Origin of the sequence: Sphingomonas sp. (assembly GCF_019242355.1) — a bacterium.
Lineage (GTDB): Bacteria > Pseudomonadota > Alphaproteobacteria > Sphingomonadales > Sphingomonadaceae > Sphingomicrobium.
Genome location: NZ_JAFAVR010000114.1, coordinates 1 through 15,545 on the forward strand (window position 1 = coordinate 1; position 15,545 = coordinate 15,545).

The 15,545-nt window shown below is 65.5% G+C and carries 16 protein-coding genes, 1 tRNA gene and 2 pseudogenes; 6 read left to right on the forward strand and 13 right to left on the reverse strand.

The window, feature by feature from the left end:
- Positions 1–514 (forward strand): annotated as a pseudogene (locus JOZ79_RS05295) (glutathione-dependent formaldehyde dehydrogenase); the annotation flags it as partial.
- The gene (locus tag JOZ79_RS05300; RefSeq protein WP_294071628.1) at positions 501–1,280 is read left to right on the forward strand and encodes an SDR family NAD(P)-dependent oxidoreductase; all 780 of its coding nucleotides are present in this window, start codon (positions 501–503) and stop codon (positions 1,278–1,280) included. The pseudogene JOZ79_RS05295 and the gene JOZ79_RS05300, both read left to right, overlap by 14 nt.
- A 37-nt stretch (positions 1,281–1,317) precedes the next feature.
- On the opposite strand, the gene JOZ79_RS05305 is transcribed toward JOZ79_RS05300, so the two are convergent.
- The 4 genes from JOZ79_RS05305 to JOZ79_RS05320 form a co-directional block, all read right to left on the reverse strand.
- Entirely contained in the window at positions 1,318–2,061 is a 744-nt protein-coding gene (locus JOZ79_RS05305; RefSeq protein ID WP_294071631.1) for a metallophosphoesterase, read from the reverse strand.
- Entirely contained in the window at positions 2,051–2,830 is a 780-nt protein-coding gene (locus tag JOZ79_RS05310) for a nucleotidyltransferase (protein WP_294071634.1), read from the reverse strand. Before JOZ79_RS05310 ends, JOZ79_RS05305 begins: the two co-directional genes overlap by 11 nt.
- Positions 2,831–2,888: 58 nt before the next feature.
- Positions 2,889–2,965, reverse strand: a tRNA-Arg gene (locus JOZ79_RS05315).
- Positions 2,966–2,978: 13 nt separating this feature from the next.
- Positions 2,979–4,070 carry an alpha/beta hydrolase gene (locus JOZ79_RS05320; protein WP_294071637.1) on the reverse strand — a complete coding sequence of 364 codons (1,092 nt, stop codon included), beginning with the start codon at positions 4,068–4,070 and terminating at the stop codon, positions 2,979–2,981.
- Here JOZ79_RS05320 and phaR point away from each other — a divergent pair.
- Both phaR and JOZ79_RS05330 read left to right on the forward strand, forming a co-directional pair.
- Complete coding sequence (phaR, locus tag JOZ79_RS05325; protein ID WP_294071639.1) at positions 4,069–4,617, forward strand: polyhydroxyalkanoate synthesis repressor PhaR; 549 nt, start codon at positions 4,069–4,071, stop codon at positions 4,615–4,617. The genes JOZ79_RS05320 and phaR overlap by 2 nt on opposite strands.
- Positions 4,618–4,622: 5 nt before the next feature.
- Positions 4,623–5,090 carry a hypothetical protein gene (locus tag JOZ79_RS05330; RefSeq protein WP_294071642.1) on the forward strand — a complete coding sequence of 156 codons (468 nt, stop codon included), beginning with the start codon at positions 4,623–4,625 and terminating at the stop codon, positions 5,088–5,090.
- Between the two features lie 276 nt (positions 5,091–5,366).
- On the opposite strand, the gene JOZ79_RS05335 is transcribed toward JOZ79_RS05330, so the two are convergent.
- Positions 5,367–6,245 carry a hypothetical protein gene (locus JOZ79_RS05335; protein ID WP_294071645.1) on the reverse strand — a complete coding sequence of 293 codons (879 nt, stop codon included), beginning with the start codon at positions 6,243–6,245 and terminating at the stop codon, positions 5,367–5,369.
- 95 nt (positions 6,246–6,340) lie between these two features.
- On the reverse strand, positions 6,341–8,122 hold the full coding sequence (locus JOZ79_RS05340; RefSeq protein ID WP_294071648.1) for an ABC transporter transmembrane domain-containing protein: 1,782 nt from the start codon (positions 8,120–8,122) through the stop codon (positions 6,341–6,343).
- A gap of 132 nt (positions 8,123–8,254) precedes the next feature.
- Here JOZ79_RS05340 and phaZ point away from each other — a divergent pair, with 132 nt between their 5' ends.
- Positions 8,255–9,493: a polyhydroxyalkanoate depolymerase gene (phaZ, locus tag JOZ79_RS05345; protein ID WP_294071651.1), complete on the forward strand. Its 1,239-nt coding sequence runs from the start codon at positions 8,255–8,257 to the stop codon at positions 9,491–9,493.
- 206 nt (positions 9,494–9,699) lie between these two features.
- Here phaZ and JOZ79_RS05350 read toward each other — a convergent pair whose 3' ends face one another.
- The 6 genes and pseudogenes from JOZ79_RS05350 to JOZ79_RS05375 all read right to left on the reverse strand — a co-directional run bounded on the left by JOZ79_RS05350 (position 9,700) and on the right by JOZ79_RS05375 (position 14,363).
- Positions 9,700–11,097 carry a DHA2 family efflux MFS transporter permease subunit gene (locus JOZ79_RS05350; protein WP_294071654.1) on the reverse strand — a complete coding sequence of 466 codons (1,398 nt, stop codon included), beginning with the start codon at positions 11,095–11,097 and terminating at the stop codon, positions 9,700–9,702.
- Positions 11,094–11,345: a hypothetical protein gene (locus JOZ79_RS05355; protein ID WP_294071657.1), complete on the reverse strand. Its 252-nt coding sequence runs from the start codon at positions 11,343–11,345 to the stop codon at positions 11,094–11,096. The genes JOZ79_RS05350 and JOZ79_RS05355 overlap by 4 nt, the downstream gene beginning before the upstream one ends.
- A gap of 23 nt (positions 11,346–11,368) precedes the next feature.
- On the reverse strand, positions 11,369–11,968 hold the full coding sequence (locus JOZ79_RS05360) for a DUF4126 domain-containing protein (RefSeq protein WP_294071660.1): 600 nt from the start codon (positions 11,966–11,968) through the stop codon (positions 11,369–11,371).
- A 53-nt stretch (positions 11,969–12,021) separates the two neighbouring features.
- A pseudogene (locus JOZ79_RS05365) lies at positions 12,022–12,159 on the reverse strand (acetyl-CoA C-acyltransferase); the annotation flags it as partial.
- On the reverse strand, positions 12,152–13,294 hold the full coding sequence (locus tag JOZ79_RS05370; RefSeq protein ID WP_294071663.1) for a mechanosensitive ion channel domain-containing protein: 1,143 nt from the start codon (positions 13,292–13,294) through the stop codon (positions 12,152–12,154). The pseudogene JOZ79_RS05365 and the gene JOZ79_RS05370, both read right to left, overlap by 8 nt.
- Positions 13,295–13,325: 31 nt before the next feature.
- Positions 13,326–14,363, reverse strand: coding sequence for a DNA topoisomerase IB (locus tag JOZ79_RS05375; protein ID WP_294071666.1), 1,038 nt, complete (start codon positions 14,361–14,363; stop codon positions 13,326–13,328).
- A gap of 101 nt (positions 14,364–14,464) precedes the next feature.
- On the opposite strand from JOZ79_RS05375, the gene JOZ79_RS05380 reads away from it, so the two are divergent.
- Positions 14,465–15,055: a hypothetical protein gene (locus JOZ79_RS05380; protein WP_294071669.1), complete on the forward strand. Its 591-nt coding sequence runs from the start codon at positions 14,465–14,467 to the stop codon at positions 15,053–15,055.
- Between the two features lie 3 nt (positions 15,056–15,058).
- Here the strand turns inward: JOZ79_RS05380 and JOZ79_RS05385 are convergent, their stop codons facing one another.
- The gene (locus JOZ79_RS05385; protein ID WP_294071672.1) at positions 15,059–15,286 is read right to left on the reverse strand and encodes a hypothetical protein; all 228 of its coding nucleotides are present in this window, start codon (positions 15,284–15,286) and stop codon (positions 15,059–15,061) included.
- Positions 15,287–15,545 lie beyond the last annotated feature (259 nt).

The following is a 15,545-nucleotide window of genomic DNA, read 5'->3' on the forward strand; positions in this document are numbered from 1 at the left end:
TTATCGCGAGGTCGACGTTCGCGAGGCGCTCGACGAGATGACCGGCGGCATTGGTCCCGACGCCTGCATCGACTGCGTCGGGATGGAAAGCCACGGTCTCACCGTCGACAATATTGCCGACACGCTAAAGGCCCATACCTTCCTGGGCACCGAGCGTCCGCACGCCCTTCGCCAGATGATTCTTGCCTGCCGGAAGGGCGGACGCATCTCGATCCCAGGAGTCTATGGCGGCTTCGCGGACAAGTTTCCGCTCGGCCAGTTGATGGAGAAGGGGCTGAGCGTGAAGTCCGGCCAGACCCACGTCCAGAAGTACACGAAGCCGCTGCTCGACCTGATCGAGCAGGGGAAGATCGATACAACCTTCCTGATCTCGCACCGCGCTCCGCTGGAGCAGGCCGCGGAGATGTACCGCCACTGGCACGACGAGCAGGACACCTACACCAAGATCGTCCTCAAAACCGAGATGGCCACTCCCAAGGCCGAACAAAAGGAGCAGCAACATGAGCTCGCGTAAACTTGCCATCGTCACCGGCGCATCGAGCGGAATCGGGCTCGAGATCGCCAAGCTCGCTGCTCAGGACGGCTATGACCTGATCGTTGCCGCCGACACGCCATTTGTGGAGGCTGGCCCCGCGCTCGAGGGCCTGGGCGCCAATGTCGAGCAGCTCGAAGCGGACCTTGCGACGCAGCAGGGCGTCGACCAGCTCCTCCAGAAGGTGGCCGACCGCCCGGTCGACGTGCTGGTCGCAAACGCGGGCCATGGCCTTGGCCATGCCTTCCTCGACCAGAGCCCGGACGAATGGCAGCACGTCATCAATACCAACATCACCGGCACGCTGGTGCTGATTCAGCCGATCGTGAAGCGTATGGTCGAGCGGGGCGAGGGCAAGGTCCTGATCACCGGCTCGATCGCCGGTCACCTCGCCGGGTCGTTCCAGGCCGTCTATAATGGCTCGAAGGCGTTCGTGGACAGCTTTTCCGCTGCTCTCAACGAGGAGCTGCGCGATACCGGCGTCACCGTCACCTGCCTGAAGCCCGGAGCGACCGAGACTAACTTCTTCCACCGCGCCGAGCTCGACGACACCAAGGTCGGCCAGGCCAAGAAGGACGATCCCGCCGACGTCGCCAAGGCCGGCTGGGACGCGATGAAGAGCGGCGATCCGGCCGTCATCTACGGAATGAAGAACAAGATGCAGGTCGCGGCCGCCGGAATGCTGACCGACGCGGAAACGGCAAAGCTCCATCGCGCGCAGGCCGAGCCGGGAAGCGGAAACGAGTAGGTAATGAACCCTCCCCGGGCTTGCTCGGGGAGGTCCTTCAGACCTCCAGCACCACGTAAGGTTTCCCGAAGTTCGGCTGAAGCACGAACTGCGCGACGTTGAACACAGGGGTTCCGCGCGGCGTCCGGCCTTCGTAGGTGCCGTGGTGGGCGTGGCCGTGCACCACCGCCTTCACATGGTCGAAACGGTCGATCGGCTCGCACAGCCGCTGTGAACCAAGATACTGAAAAATCGGCTCCGGCTCACCGGCCAGCGTCTCGGCGATCGGCGAGTAATGCAGCACTGCGACGCTTCGATCGGTGCGGATGGTACGGAGCTGGTTTTCGAGCTTGCGCGCCTCGGTCATCACCTCGTCGACGAAAGCCTTGACGATCGGCTCGCCAAACGGCGCCAGCTCGCCGCGGCCATAGCCGCCGAGGAAGCCCTTCACGCCCGCGAATCCGACTCCGGCAATCTCCACCGCCTGTTCGTCCAGCACCTTCATGCCGGCCTGTGTCAGGATCTCGCAAACCTTTTCGGGCTGCCCGCATTCGTAATCGTGGTTTCCGAGCACGCCGACGACAGGAACTCTGCAGGCGCGGATGTCCTCAGCGAGGATTTCCGCCTCGCCTGTCTTGCCGAAATTGGTGAGGTCACCGCACAGCACGACGACATCGGCGGCCGTCGACATCTCCGCGAACATCTCGCGGTAGGGAGCCTTGTCGCTTTCCTGCACGTGGAGGTCACCGATCGCCGCGACCCGCAGCTTCGACTGCGATCCTGTTGCCTCGCTATTGTCCATATTGCTCTTCAAGGTTCCCGACGGCTTCCGAAAATCCCCATTTCTCGACATCGACGCCATAATCGCGCGGAGAGAAGATGCGGCCGCGGCAGACCTTCTTGTGGGGTGGTTCGACCTCCGACTGCTTGTGCAGGCGGTCGAGCAGCTCGTCGAGCAGCCAGCGCGGAATGACTTCGCGTTCGCTTGGATAGACGAACCGGAAGTTGAGCACCGCCATCAGCAGGACTTCCCAGTAGAGCTCCATGTGCGACAGGAGCTGCCGCCAATCGACCTTGCCGTGGCACTTGAGGATCATGTGCGCGACGTCCGCGCCGTCGTAGCGATGGTGGTCCTGAACGAAGATCTTCGACCAGATGAATTGCGTCGGAGGCACGAGCTTGACCTTCGTCCCGAACAGTTCGGTCTCCGGCGCGCCCCGGAACCAGTCCTCGGTCACGTGGCTGGACGACGTCGGCATGTTGTAGATGATATCGACGAACAATTCGCCGCGGGTGACGCGCGCCAGCCAGCGCTCGTCGACTACCATGGTATCGAATCCGGCCTCACGAAAGAAAGCCAGCAGCTTCAACGCGTCGCCGGCAGTCGTGAAGACATCGACGTCTTTCGTCGGACGATCGATCCCCGTGTAATCCGAAAGCGCATACGTACCCGAGACAAGGAACGGGATGCCCGATTCCACCATGTGGGTCAGCACCTCGCAGTAGAAGGCCTCCGCCTCAGGCGAAGGCTGGATCAGCGATTTGCTGGGTGTGCTCGCCTGCCGGTCCATGCCGCCGCTCAACGGGAGGCGGCCCGAGGGGGTTCCGCCCGAAACAGTGTCGCGGGGCTGGCGCACCCGACAGGATTCGAACCTGTGGCCTCTGCCTTCGGAGGGCAGCGCTCTATCCAGCTGAGCTACGGGTGCTTCGCGCCGCTCGTTAGCGGGCGGGGCGGGGGGCGGCAAGCGGCGGCCCGAGCACTCTCGCGAGCTCGGCGTGCAGGAGCGAACGCTGCGAGCCGACGATCATGCCGACATGACCCGCCGGGATGGTCCGGATTTCGCCAGCCGGCGCGGTCGCAGCGGGAGCGATGACATCGTGGCCGGCGAGCAGGTGGGCAGCCGGCACTGCGGGCCGCTCTCTGACGAGGCGGTCACCGACACGCCACTCGCCGTGCCCTGGGAGATCGCGCCCGAACATGTCCTCCAGCAGCTCGGCAGCGGCGCGGCAGGGCAGCGGCTCGCCGGCGTTCGCCCAGTCCTCAAGCGCGACGAAGCGGCGAGCCTTTGCGCTCGTGGGATCCGCCCGGCCGAACTGTGCGAACTTGGCCACAGTGCGCTCCGGATCGAGCGACCAGAAAGCGCCCTGCAGCACCTCCATGGGCAGCGCGCCAAGAGTCTCGGCCGCCGCTTTCGAACTTCGCCAGATATCGGCCAACGCCGCCCGTGACCGTTCCGGATAGCGGTCGAAATGCCATGGCGCCGCCAGCGTTACGACCTGCTCGCACGGAGCCAGCCCGGCCGCTGCAATCGCCATCGTCCCGCCCAGGCAATAGCCGATCAGCGCCGCCGGTTCACCGATGGCCTCCAGCAGCGGCAGCAGCAGCACCTCGACATGGCCTGCGACATCGAGCTCGGCCCGCTCGCTCGCCTTGCCCCAATCGAGCAGCAACACTCGCCGCCCCATCCCCCTGATCGCGCGCGCGAGCGATACTTCGGGGTCGAGGTCGAGGATCAGCGGCGGATTGATCAGGGACGGGACCAGCACTGCCACCGGGCCCTCGCCGCCATGGTCTCGCAGCGCCGCGCCGCGCACCCGCCCCACTTCCGGCCGCGGCTCCGCCTCCGGCCTGCGCACCGCATCGGCATAGGCGCGCAATCCCACAAGCGCGTCCCGTGCGACCTTGGGATCGCTGAGCGCGACCCTGCGCACCAATTCCAGGAACAGGGGCAGCGGTCGCGGCGCGCGTTCATGTTGCGGCGCACAGTCATCCGGTAGTAAGCCGCCGCTGGTCTTCGAGGTATCCTTCATGTCCAAATCATCGGCCAAGGTGACGATCAAGAAATACGCGAACCGGCGGCTCTACGACACCGAAAGCTCGGCTTACATCACGCTGGATCGGCTCGCGCAAATGGTGCGCGAGGGCCGGGAGTTCGAAGTCGTCGATGCCAAGAGCGGCGAGGACATCACCCGCCAGGTGCTGACCCAGATCATCGTTGACGAGGAAGCCCGCGGCGGCACGACGATGCTCCCGATCAATTTCCTCAAGCAGCTGATCGGACTTTACGGCAATTCGATGCAGACCTTCGTTCCGCAATATCTCGAAGCGGCGATGGACGCGTTCCAGCGCAACCAGACCGCGGCCCGCGATGCATTCGGCGGCGGCGTATTCACTGAAATGGCTAAGAAGAACATGGCGATGTTCGAGGACGCCAGCCGTGCCTTCGCTGGCAAGGCCGCCCCGGGCGGAAAGGCTGCGTCCGGCGGGAATGCACAATCGAGGGCCCCGAGCGATGTCGAGCAACTTCGCGCCGAGCTTGCCGCGCTTCAGGCCAAGGTCGACAAGCTGAGCCGCTGATCACAATGCGATTGCTTCCTGCCGTCGCGGCAATCGCCGCGCTCGCATCCGCGTCCTCCTTATCGGCGCAGGCCGTCGCGCCCTTGGATCTCGACAGCGCGACCGCGCTTCCAGGCATGTGGACTTGGTCGCCGGCAACCGACGGCAGCGAGGCGGTATTCCTCAGTTCTGCGGGTCTTCCTCAAATCTGGCTCCATTGCAGTCGTCCCTCGCGAACGGTCAGCATCGCCCGCCCGGCGAACTCCGCCGCGCCCTTCCTGTCGGTCTGGACAACCAGCCAGGCTCGCGCCCTGCCTGCAAGTTTCAACCCCGCCACGGCCCGCAGCACGGCCACTGTCGCCGCCGCCGACTCTCTGCTCGACGCGCTCGCGTTCAGCCGCGCTCGAATTGCCGTCGCAACCGGACCAGCGTCGCCCGTGATTGCACCCGCCTGGCCCGAAATTGCTCGTGTAGTGGAGGATTGCCGCTCGTGACGGTTCCGCTCGACGCTGAACGTGGTGCTTCCAAAACGCGATCGCAGGTATAGTCAGGTTTTTCTGGTCAGACTTTTCCGTGTTGTTGGTGGTCGCCGCGACCTATTAGTTGATAGGAGTGCTCAACTTCTCCGATCGTGATCGGAATCGTCTGCAACCGCTCTAAGGCCAGTTGGCGCGCGCCTGATCCCGGCACGAAGCAAGAAAGACTGACAGAATTTCACCGCATTACAAGTCTTGCGCGAACCCCTGATCCGACTCATCATCGCCCCAGCTTCAACGCAGCGAAAGGAGGTGATCCGATGTCTCATGGTTCAGCACAGAGGTCGGAAAGGGGTGTCCGTCGGTAATCGCTGAACGGACGGCCGTCACTTCCGGCCGCTGACCATGTCGAAGGGCATCGCCGCCTTGAACTGCGGCGGTGCCCTTTACATTATGTGCGAAATGGGGCCCGCGAACGATCATTAGGGAACCGTTACGGCCGTTCGTGTGTCTTTCTGCCGACCACAGGGAGGAATTCACGATGGCGAAATCCCCGAGCAATGATTCGTCCGGCTCCTCGTCGGGCAATGATACGATGGACAAGATCGCGAAAGCGGCGATGAGCAAGGAGATGCTTGCCGCCGGTCTGGCCGCTGCGGCCGCCGCGATCAGTGCGAGCCCGAGCGCCCGTCGCAAGATTCGTGACGCCGGCCTCGACGCCGCCGATACCGCATCGCAGGCGGCGACCAGCATGATGTCGAGCGCGACGAAGCTTGGAAGCATCATCGCCGAGGCGGTCGCCGACGCAGCGCAGCGCGTGATGACCGGCAAGTGGGGAACCGAGGATGCTTCTTCTGGCGGGTCGTCATCGTCCGGCTCGGGATCGTCGCGCAGCTCGAGCGGGCGCAGCTCCAGCGGATCACGATCGACCGGATCGCGCGCCAAGTCGAGCAATTCGCGCTCGACGAGCAGCCGCGCCAAGTCGACCACGTCGCGTTCGACCGGAACCCGTTCGACAGCGAGCAAGTCGGCGGGCTCCCGCTCAACCAAGACTAGCGGAAGCTCCGGTTCATCGGGGGGCACCTCGGCTGCGAAGGCCACCCGTTCGGCGCGATCGACCGTCGGAGCCAAGTCGCGCTCGACCAGCTCGCGCTCCGGCACGCGTTCGCGCAAGGGCTCGACCCGCGGCCGTGGCCGCTCTTCCGGCGGCGACAATTCCGGCGGCGGCAACTCGGGCGGCGGCCAGCCCCAGGGCTGACCCTCGTCCGCTAGGCGGCCTGATCTTCGAACTGAAGGCGCGCGAGCCGGGCGTAGAGCCCGCCGCGCGCCGTCAGCGTCGAGTGATTGCCCTCCTCAACGATACGACCCTGATCCATCACGACGATCCGGTCGGCGGCGCGCACCGTCGCCAGCCGGTGAGCAATGACGATCGTCGTGCGATGCTCCATCAAATGATCGAGCGCATCCTGGACGAGGCGCTCGCTTTCGGCGTCGAGTGCCGACGTCGCCTCGTCGAGCAGCAGCAGGGGGGCGTCGCGCAACAGGGCACGAGCGATGGCGATCCGCTGCCGCTGGCCACCCGAGAGTCGGGCGCCGCCTTCGCCCATGAACGTATCAAGGCCTTCCGGAAGGCCGCGCAGGAACTGCTCCGCATTGGCCAGCCGTGCAGCCTCCCACAACTCTTCGTCCCTCGCCGCCCAGTTTCCGTAGCGGAGATTGTCGCGGGCGCTGGCGGCGAAGATCACCGTTTCCTGCGGTACCATCGCGATCCGTTGCCGGATGTCGGCGGGATCGGCGTCGCGAAGGTCCACTCCGTCGAGTAGCAGGCGGCCTTGCTGAGGGTCGTAGAAACGCTCGGCCAGCTGGAACAGGGTTGTCTTGCCGGCACCCGACGGCCCGACCACGGCCAGCCGCTCGCGCGCCCGAATGGCGAGGGTGAAGCCGTTAAGCGCCGAAGTGTCACGGCGTGTCGGATAGTGGAAGGTCACGTCCTCGAACGCGAGCTCGCCACGCGGCGGCTCGGGCAGTCGGGCAGGGGCGGCGGGTGCGCGGATATCCGACCTGGCGTCGAGCAGTTCTGACAGTCGCTCGGACGCTCCGGCGGCGCGTAGCAGGTCGCCATAGACTTCGGACAGGTTACCGAACGCGCCTGCCAGAAAGGCGCCGTACAGGACGAACGCCATGATCGTCCCGCCGGTCATCCGGCCCGCGGAAACCTCGATCGCGCCTTCCCAGACCACCAAAGTGATCGCGCTGAAGAGCAGGAACATCGCGACCGCGGTCATCACCGCGCGCAGCCGCATCCGCCGCTTCGCGGTCGCGAACACGCGCTCGACGGCATCGCCGAAGCGAGTGCTTTCGCGGCCTTGCTGGTTGAACGCCTGGACAATCTTCATCGCGCCGAGGACTTCGCTTGTGACCGTGCCGACGTCGGCGATCCGGTCCTGGCTCTTGGTCGAGATCGCCCGGACGCGGCGGCCGAGGATGCTGATCGGAATGACGACCAGAAGCGCGCCGACCAGGATCGACAAGGCCAGCTTCGCCGCGAGTGCGACGAGCGTCACGATGCAGAGGATGCCTAGGATGAAGTTGCGCAGGGCGACGGAAACGGTCGTGCCGACCACCTGCTCGATGATGGTCGTGTCGACGGTCAGCCGCGAGGTAATCTCGGCCGGCCGATTTTCCTCGAAGAAGCCGGGCGACAGTCGGAGCAGATTGCGATGCACGGCGAGCCGAATGTCAGCCACAGTCCGCTCGCCGAGCCACGAGACAAAATAGAATCGCAAGGCGCTGGAAATCGCCATGACGGCGACCAGAACCAGCAGATATTCGAACCAGCGATTGATGTTGTGCGTGCTTGCGGCGCCGTGGGCGAAGCCCTTGTCGATGATAAGCTTCAGCGCGTAGGGCACGCCCGCGGTCGCTGCGGCGGCAACCAGCAGCGCCACGATCGCGACGGCGATGTGGCCCCGATAGCGGCTGGTGAAGCCCCATACCATCCGCAGGTTCCTGACGGAGCGGCCCTTTGGGCGGTTGGGTCTCGTAGCCATGGCGCCCATCTAACAGCCGGCCGCCCGACCCTCAATTGCGCGCTGCAGCGATTGCGACGCAGCAATTGCCTTGCCAGCGGAGCAAACGCTTGCCACATCGGTTGGGCAGGGGTGGCTATTCCATGAGGTTCGATGCTCTACGACGCCTATGAAATGCAACGCTCCTTCCTCGCGGGGGCGAGCAAGCTTGCAGGCATGGGCGCCGGATGGCTTCACAACCCTGCCAATCCGTTCGCCTACAGTTCCATGGGTCCGGTAGTTGCCGCCGGGCTCGAAGTTTTCGCGCATGCGGCATCGCCGCGCGGCAAGCCCGAGTTCGGCTTTCAGTCGACCAAAGTCGCAGGCAAGAGCGCCGCCGTTCGCGAGGAGATCGTCCTTCGCAAGCCGTTCGGCCAGCTCAAGCATTTTGTCCGCGAGGGCGTCGAGAGTGGTCCCCGGCTGCTGATCGTCGCGCCGATGTCGGGCCATTACGCGACGCTTCTGCGCGGGACCGTCGAGCGGATGCTGCCCAGGTTCGACGTCTACATCACCGACTGGCGCGACGCGAAGCTGGTGCCTCTGTCGGAGGGCCGCTTCGACCTCGACGACTACATCGACTACCTGATCGAGTTTATCGAGACGGTCGGCGAGACGACGGGCGAGCGGCCCAATGTTCTAGCGGTTTGCCAGCCGTCCGTTCCGGCCTTCGCGGCCACGGCGTTGATGAATCAGGACCACAACCGCTGGCGCCCACGCACGCTGACGATGATGGGCGGCCCGGTCGACACGCGCAAGGCGCCGACCGCGGTCAACACCCTCGCCACCGAGCGAGCGCACAGCTGGTTCCAGAACAACGTCGTCGCGACCGTGCCAATGATCTACCCGGCCGCCGGTCGGAAGGTTTATCCGGGCTTCCTGCAGCTTGCAGGTTTCATGACCATGAACCTGGGCTCGCACCTCATCAGCCATTGGGAAATGTTCAAGCATCTCGTCGCCGGCGACGAGGAGAGCGCCGCCCAGACCCAGCAATTCTATGGCGAATATCGCTCGGTCTGCGACATGACGGCGGAATTTTACCTGCAGACCGTCGACGCGGTGTTTCAGCGCCATCTGCTTCCGAAGGGCAAGCTGATGCATCGCGGGCGGCGCGTCGACCCGGCAGCCATTCGCGATACCGCCCTGCTGGCGGTCGAAGGCGAGCGCGACGATATCTCCGGCATCGGCCAGACCCGGGCGGCGCTCGATATTGCGACCGGCCTGCCGAAGTCCAGGAAGCAGTATCTCCTCGCGCGCGACGTGGGCCACTATGGGATTTTCAATGGCCGAAAGTGGCGCGAGCGCATCGCGCCGGTCGTCGAGGATTTCATCGAAGCGAACGCAGGATCGCGCTAACGCCTTGAAAGCGCGCGGGAAGGCACCATCTCGAAGCCAGTTTGAAACAGTTGAAAGGAGGTGGTCTGATGTCTCATTGTCCCATGTTGAATGTGGCCGAGCTGAGCGCAGCCTCCCCGGAGTTCCGCGCTTAACGTCAGGCCGCATCCGGCACGACAATGGAAAGGCCGCTCGGGCAACCGGGCGGCCTTTCGCTTATGCGGGGCCTAGCCGGAGATCTTCATCCTGATCCCGCCGAGCATAGTCAGGGCGACCAGTCCGCCCAGTGCGGACACCGCGCCGGCGACCGTCATCGCGCCGTGGAAGCCGCCGAACAAGGAATTGCCGCTCTCGCCGAGGACCGAGCCGAGCAGCGCCGTCGCGACCAGGCCTCCAAGCCGGGCGACCGCGCTGTTCAGGCCCGAGGCAGTTGCCACATGCTCCTCCTCGACCGAGCCGAGAACAGAGGCGGTCAGCGGCGCTACAGCGATGGTCATTCCGGCCGCCATGACCAAGATCGCCGGGAAGGGGCCGTTCCAATAACCGGTCTCGGGCGTGATCAGGCGCGACATGGCGAGCCCGGCGCCGACCACGACCGGCCCGACGGCGAGCGGCAACCGCGGCCCGATCCGCGCGGCAAGGCTGCCCATGGCCGGAGATAACGCCGTCATCAGGATGGGCATCGGCAGCATCGCGAGACCCGCCCTCACCGGCGAATAGCCGCCAGCCGCGATCAATACGTAGGGAATCAGCAACATCGCCGCTCCGAATGCTCCGTAGAGCAGGAAGGTCAGCAGATTGAGACCCGAGAAGCAGCGGTTGGCGAACATCGCCAGCGGCAGCATCGCGCGATTGCGCCGGTGGCGTTCGACCGCGAGGAAGACGGCCAGCAGGACCACGCCGCCGATCAGCGCGATCGCGGCGGTTGCAGTCAATCGCGAGGAGGCTGACCACAAGGTGAGGGCGTAGGTCAGGCCGCCAAGCGCCGCAGTGACCAGCAGTGCGCCGGCGTAGTCCGTCCGTCCCGCGCCGCGCTCGCGGCTCTCCTCCACGAACTTGAGGGCGAGGAGGATCGCGCCGAGCGCCAGCGGGAGGTTGATGTAGAAGATCGCAGGCCAGCCGACGGTGCCAACCAGCCAGCCGCCGAGCAGCGGCGCCACGGCCGCCGTTGCCGCTCCCGCCGCCGCCCAGATGCCGACTGCGCGGCCACGCTTTTCGCCGGAGTAAGCCGCATTAAGCAACGCCAGACTATTGGGCAGGAGCAGAGCTGCTCCAATGCCCTGCACGCCGCGCGCAGCGAGCAGCAGCGGCAGGCCGGGCGCGAGCGCGCAGGCGAGCGAGGAGGCCCCGAACAGGCTCGTTCCAAAGAGGAGCAGCCGCCGCCGTCCGAAGTGATCGCCCAGTGCTCCGCCGAGGAGGAGAAGCGATGACAGCGGCAGCAGATAGGCGTTGACGACCCACTGAACGTCTTGCGCCCCGGTCGCGTAGCTCGCCCGGATTGCCGGCAGCGCAACATTAAGAACCGACCCGTCGACGAACGACAGGCTCGACGCGAGAATGCAGGCGACGAGCGTCCAGCGTCGGTCGGCGCTGCGCGCGCCTCGGCTGGAACTGCCTCGGCTCAACTCAAGTCTTGCGCCAACGCCGCCTCGACCATTGTCCGCCACACGTCGGCATCGCCGGCGGCGGCCATCGCCTCGTCCGGCTCGCGGGCCGTGTGAAGCACCGCCAGCGCCTGGTTGACATGCTCGCGCCAGGCGCGGTCGACCTTTTCCGCCGCCGACGGGTCGCTGCCCTCGGCATTGCTGCTGAACGTTGCTCCCGCGAGCACGCGCGCGATTCGTTCGACCAGCGGGCGATTGGATTCGGGCATTCGTTCGTCCTCCCTTTGTCCGTTCAACCCGCCTGCCGCCGTCTGGGTCCCAGCAGTCGTTTGAGAGCGCGCCGAGCCGCCGCCACGAGCCAGACGGACAGCAGCACGAGCGCTGCCGCAATAACCGCCGCGCTGACCGGATGCGCGATTGCCAGCGTCAGCAGCCCGGCGGTCGCGACATCTTCGCCCGTCGACACCGCGACATTGGAGAAGGGCTCCGGGCTGGCGTTGACCAGGGTCCGGGCGCCCGCCTTTCCGGCATGGGCAACGAACGCGGCCGTCCCGCCGAGGAGCAGGCTGCCGACTTGCCATGTCGGATCCCCGCCGTCGATGATCGCCATCGACAGCAAGGCCCCGCCGACCGGCCGCACCAATGTGTGGACGGCGTCCCAGGCGCTGTCGATCCACGGCACCTTGTCGGCGAAGAACTCGGCGATCGCGCCTACCCCCGCGATGCCGATGAGCCACGGGTTGGCCAGCACGTCGAGACCGTGAAGCTGCTGCGGCATGGCGACCCAGCCGGCGTGCATCGCCAGGCCCACAGCGAAGGTGACCAGATAAAGCCGCCAGCCGGCCAGCAGGCTGATCGTTGAGGCAAGCGCGATCAGCTGGACTGCGGACATCGTCGCTAGAGGACTTCGAACAGTCCGGCAGCCCCCATTCCGCCGCCGACGACTGGATCGACCTTCGCCCGCTCGACCGCTGCGCGGATCACGTGGGCCGCGAGCATGGGGGAGGGTGTTGCGTTCAATGCTCCGCGATAGGCCTTGCCGATGCCCGTGCGCGCGGTCGAAACGATTACCGCCTCACGCATTGGCGTCCCCCGACGGCCCGGACGTCGCATAGGGCATGATCATCGCCCCGTCCGGGGCGGCGGTGAAGGTCGTCTGTGTCGGGTATGCGAATTCGAGGTTGTGATCGGAGAAGCTGCGAAGCAGGGCCAGCGCAACGGCGCTGCGGTCGGCCGCGACCTTGTTGAGATCGGTCGTGCGGCTATCGAAGATCAGCTCGAAGTCGATGCTGGACGGCCCGAAGCCCATGATCGCACAACGCACGAAGGTGCAGGTCTTGCGCGACTCGACCGCGCCTTTGGCGAGCGAGCTCACTTTCTCGAGTTCGTCCGGGGGCGTCTGGTAGATGAGGCCGAACGGCAACTGCAGCCGCCGCGTCCGGCCGCCCGCGAAATTGTGGATCTCGCGTTCCAGGAGCTTGGTGTTCGCCATCACGATCTGCTCGCCGTTCGCGCTTCTCAGGCGCGTGGTCTTGAGGCCGATGCGCTCGATCGTGCCGGTCGACGTGTCGAACTGGATGAGGTCGCCGCGCTTGAATGGCTTGTCGAACAGGATCGATAGTGCCGCGAAAAGGTCGGCGAATATGCCTTGCGCGGCAAGGCCGATGGCGATGCCGCCGATGCCGAGTCCCGCGACCAGCGCCGTGACGTTGACCCCGAGATTGTCGAGAATGGCGATGATCGCCAATGCGAACAGCGTAACGCTGACCAGTACGCGGATCACTGACAGCGCATTGCCGATCGCCGTCTCGGCGGGGTCCTCGCCGGCTTTGCGGCTGATGACGCCAAGGACCAGCTCGCGCGCCCAGATCGCGCTTTGGAGGAAGAATGCGACCGTGAAGAAGATGTCGAACAGCCGTTCGACCTTCAGGGGCACAACGGCATAGCTGGCGACCATGTCGAGGGCGGCGGCGACCATGAACAGGATCGAGGTCTTCTGGAGAACTCGCCCGATCACGCCGCGCCAATGGCGGCACTCGGGATCGCGGTTGCGCAATGCCGCCCCGCCGAGACGCAGGCCCATCATGAACAGGACGATGCACGCGGCGACCGAGAGGGCGAGCGGCAGCTCTGACGCATTGGCGCGGAACCAGTCGACGATCGCCTGGACGCCTTCCCGGCCGCTGCTGATGGCTTCCGCTGCGTTGCCGCCGATCATCGCCGCCTAATCGCCGGTCCGTGAACGGCAATCAAGCCGCGGCCTGGGTCTCCGACGGCGCAACGGCTCGCTTTGGCCTGCGGCGTTTCTTTCCGCCGCGCGCGAGGAACTCCAGCAGGGCAACCTCGGCACTCGACAGACGCTTGCGCCCGCGCGGCCGCTCCATTCCGTCGAGAGGATCGCGCGGTGCTTCCTTCACCGCCTCGAGCAGGCCGGGGTGGACGTAGGACTTGCGGCTGATCGCGGGAGTATTGCCGAGCGCTTCGGCGACGGGCTCGACCACCGTCTTGACGGTGATCCGCGCGTCCTCCGCCTTCTTCAACATCTGCTCGAGAGCGATCACGCTCGCACTCCAGGTGCGGAAGTGCTTCGCGGTGAAGTCGCCACCGGTCGCTTCCTTGATGTAGGCGTTGACGTCGCCGGAGCTGACCGGCTTGGGCTCGCCGTCGCCGTTCACATATTGAAACAGCATCTGGCCGGGCAGTTCCTGGCAGCGCTTGCAGATGCGCTTCAGGTTCGTATCGCTGATCCGCACCTCGTGGACGATGCCATGCTTGCCCGCGAAGCGCATGGTCATCTTGCTGCCCTTGCGCCGGAGATGGCGGGCCCGGAGCGTCGTGGCGCCGAAGCTCTTGTTGTCGCGCGCATATTGCTCGTTGCCGATGCGGATGTGCTCGGTATCGAGGAGGCGAACGACGGCGGCGAGCACGGTCTCTCGGCCGAGCTGCCGGCGTTTGAGATCCTGCTCCACGCGGCGCCGGAGCCTGGGCAGCGCCTTGCCGAACTCGAGCAGCCCGTCATATTTCGCCGCCTCGCGCTTCTCGCGGAAACCGGCGTGATAGCGATATTGCTTGCGGCCCCGGGCATCGACTCCGGTTGCCTGGAGATGACCGTCGGGGTCGGCGCAGAACCACGCCTGCTCATAGGCCGGCGGAAGTCCGACGGCGTTCAGACGGTCGATCTCGTCCCGATCCTTGATCCGTTCGCCCTCGGAATCGAAATAGGCCCAGGAAAGCCCCTGCCGTCGGCGGGTGATCCCGGGTTCATTGTCGCTGCTGTGCCTCAGCACGATGCGTTGCGCCTTCCTTTGATCATTGCCGGCATAAGCGACCGGCAAGAGGGCAGGTTCCTATCCTGAAGTGATGAAGTGAGGACGTGAAGGCGGTACGAATGATCTGGGCCAGGTTCGGCCTAACCGGCTGGCAAGGATTGGCTGCTACTCCTCAGTGCATGAACGATGGCGGGGCAGAGCGAATCGAACGGGTCGTGGACGGCGCCGCAGCCGCTGTCCTGGCTGCATCTTCGGCCTGGTGCGCGGTCATCCTCTCGCGGGGCCCGATCGAAGCGGTGATGATTGCAGGCGTTGCGCTGGGTGCCGGCCTTCTCCTGCTCCGCGCAGTTCGCCCCGAAGAGCGGCATTTCGCCTTGCGCGATTTCGTCTCCCCGGATGCGCCGGAGTGCGAGGGTGACCATGGAGCATTCGCCGGGGCCGAACTTTCCGAAGGCGAGCATGACATTGCGGAAAGTGACGCGGGTGCCGAGCTCCTGCTTGACGACGTGCTTGCGGAAATCACGCCCAATTCGCGCGTGGTGAGGCTGTTCGACGCGGCGGCAATGCCGACGCCCGCAGAGCTCCGTGCCCGCATCGAGCGGCATCTTGGTTCGGGCCGAGCGCCGGTCGCGCCGCTCGACGCCGCCGGCCCTGACGCCTCAGAGGCGCTTCACGAAGCTCTCGCCGAGCTTCGCCGTTCCCTGCGCTGAACCTCAATCCTCGATCGTCAGCGCCTCGATGCGAAGCATGACCGAGCCATCGCTCGCCGCTCGCCGGTCGTCGGCGCAGGAGATGTCGGCGACGATGTGCCCGCTGATCGCGAACTCCGTGTCGGCGATCCCGCGGGCGATCACCCCTGCAATGTCTTCCGCCCCGGGACCCGCAATCCGGAGCGCGAGCTCGTGCCGCTCGCCGAGAAAGGTCAGAGACTGCCATTCCACCGAACGATGTTCTATAAGCAAAATCCTATCGCGTGGGCAATTGCCGCGGCGGATAAGGGCGCGCAGCAGGCCGGAGGCGGCCGGCGACATGGCAAGACGCATCATTGCACTGCCTCCAGATAGGCGCGCACGCGCTCGACAGTTTGGGGGCGCGGATCGCGTCCCCGCCGCAAGTCGAAGACAAACCGCGGATCTCCGACCACATTCCGTCCAAAACGGGTCGGAGCCATGTCACTGTCGCGCAAATATTTTTCAACCG

What these genes read in the sequence shown, in the direction of transcription:
- JOZ79_RS05340 (WP_294071648.1), bottom strand. Translation starts at nt 8,122, where the DNA reads ATGGCTACGAGACCCAACCGCCCAAAGGGCCGCTCCGTCAGGAACCTG.
- phaR (WP_294071639.1), top strand. Translation starts at nt 4,069, where the DNA reads ATGTCCAAATCATCGGCCAAGGTGACGATCAAGAAATACGCGAACCGG.
- JOZ79_RS05310 (WP_294071634.1), bottom strand. Translation starts at nt 2,830, where the DNA reads ATGGACCGGCAGGCGAGCACACCCAGCAAATCGCTGATCCAGCCTTCG.
- JOZ79_RS05355 (WP_294071657.1), bottom strand. Translation starts at nt 11,345, where the DNA reads ATGCCCGAATCCAATCGCCCGCTGGTCGAACGAATCGCGCGCGTGCTC.
- phaZ (WP_294071651.1), top strand. Translation starts at nt 8,255, where the DNA reads ATGCTCTACGACGCCTATGAAATGCAACGCTCCTTCCTCGCGGGGGCG.
- JOZ79_RS05330 (WP_294071642.1), top strand. Translation starts at nt 4,623, where the DNA reads ATGCGATTGCTTCCTGCCGTCGCGGCAATCGCCGCGCTCGCATCCGCG.
- JOZ79_RS05380 (WP_294071669.1), top strand. Translation starts at nt 14,465, where the DNA reads ATGATCTGGGCCAGGTTCGGCCTAACCGGCTGGCAAGGATTGGCTGCT.
- JOZ79_RS05305 (WP_294071631.1), bottom strand. Translation starts at nt 2,061, where the DNA reads ATGGACAATAGCGAGGCAACAGGATCGCAGTCGAAGCTGCGGGTCGCG.
- JOZ79_RS05300 (WP_294071628.1), top strand. Translation starts at nt 501, where the DNA reads ATGAGCTCGCGTAAACTTGCCATCGTCACCGGCGCATCGAGCGGAATC.
- JOZ79_RS05320 (WP_294071637.1), bottom strand. Translation starts at nt 4,070, where the DNA reads ATGAAGGATACCTCGAAGACCAGCGGCGGCTTACTACCGGATGACTGT.
- JOZ79_RS05370 (WP_294071663.1), bottom strand. Translation starts at nt 13,294, where the DNA reads ATGATCGGCGGCAACGCAGCGGAAGCCATCAGCAGCGGCCGGGAAGGC.
- JOZ79_RS05360 (WP_294071660.1), bottom strand. Translation starts at nt 11,968, where the DNA reads ATGTCCGCAGTCCAGCTGATCGCGCTTGCCTCAACGATCAGCCTGCTG.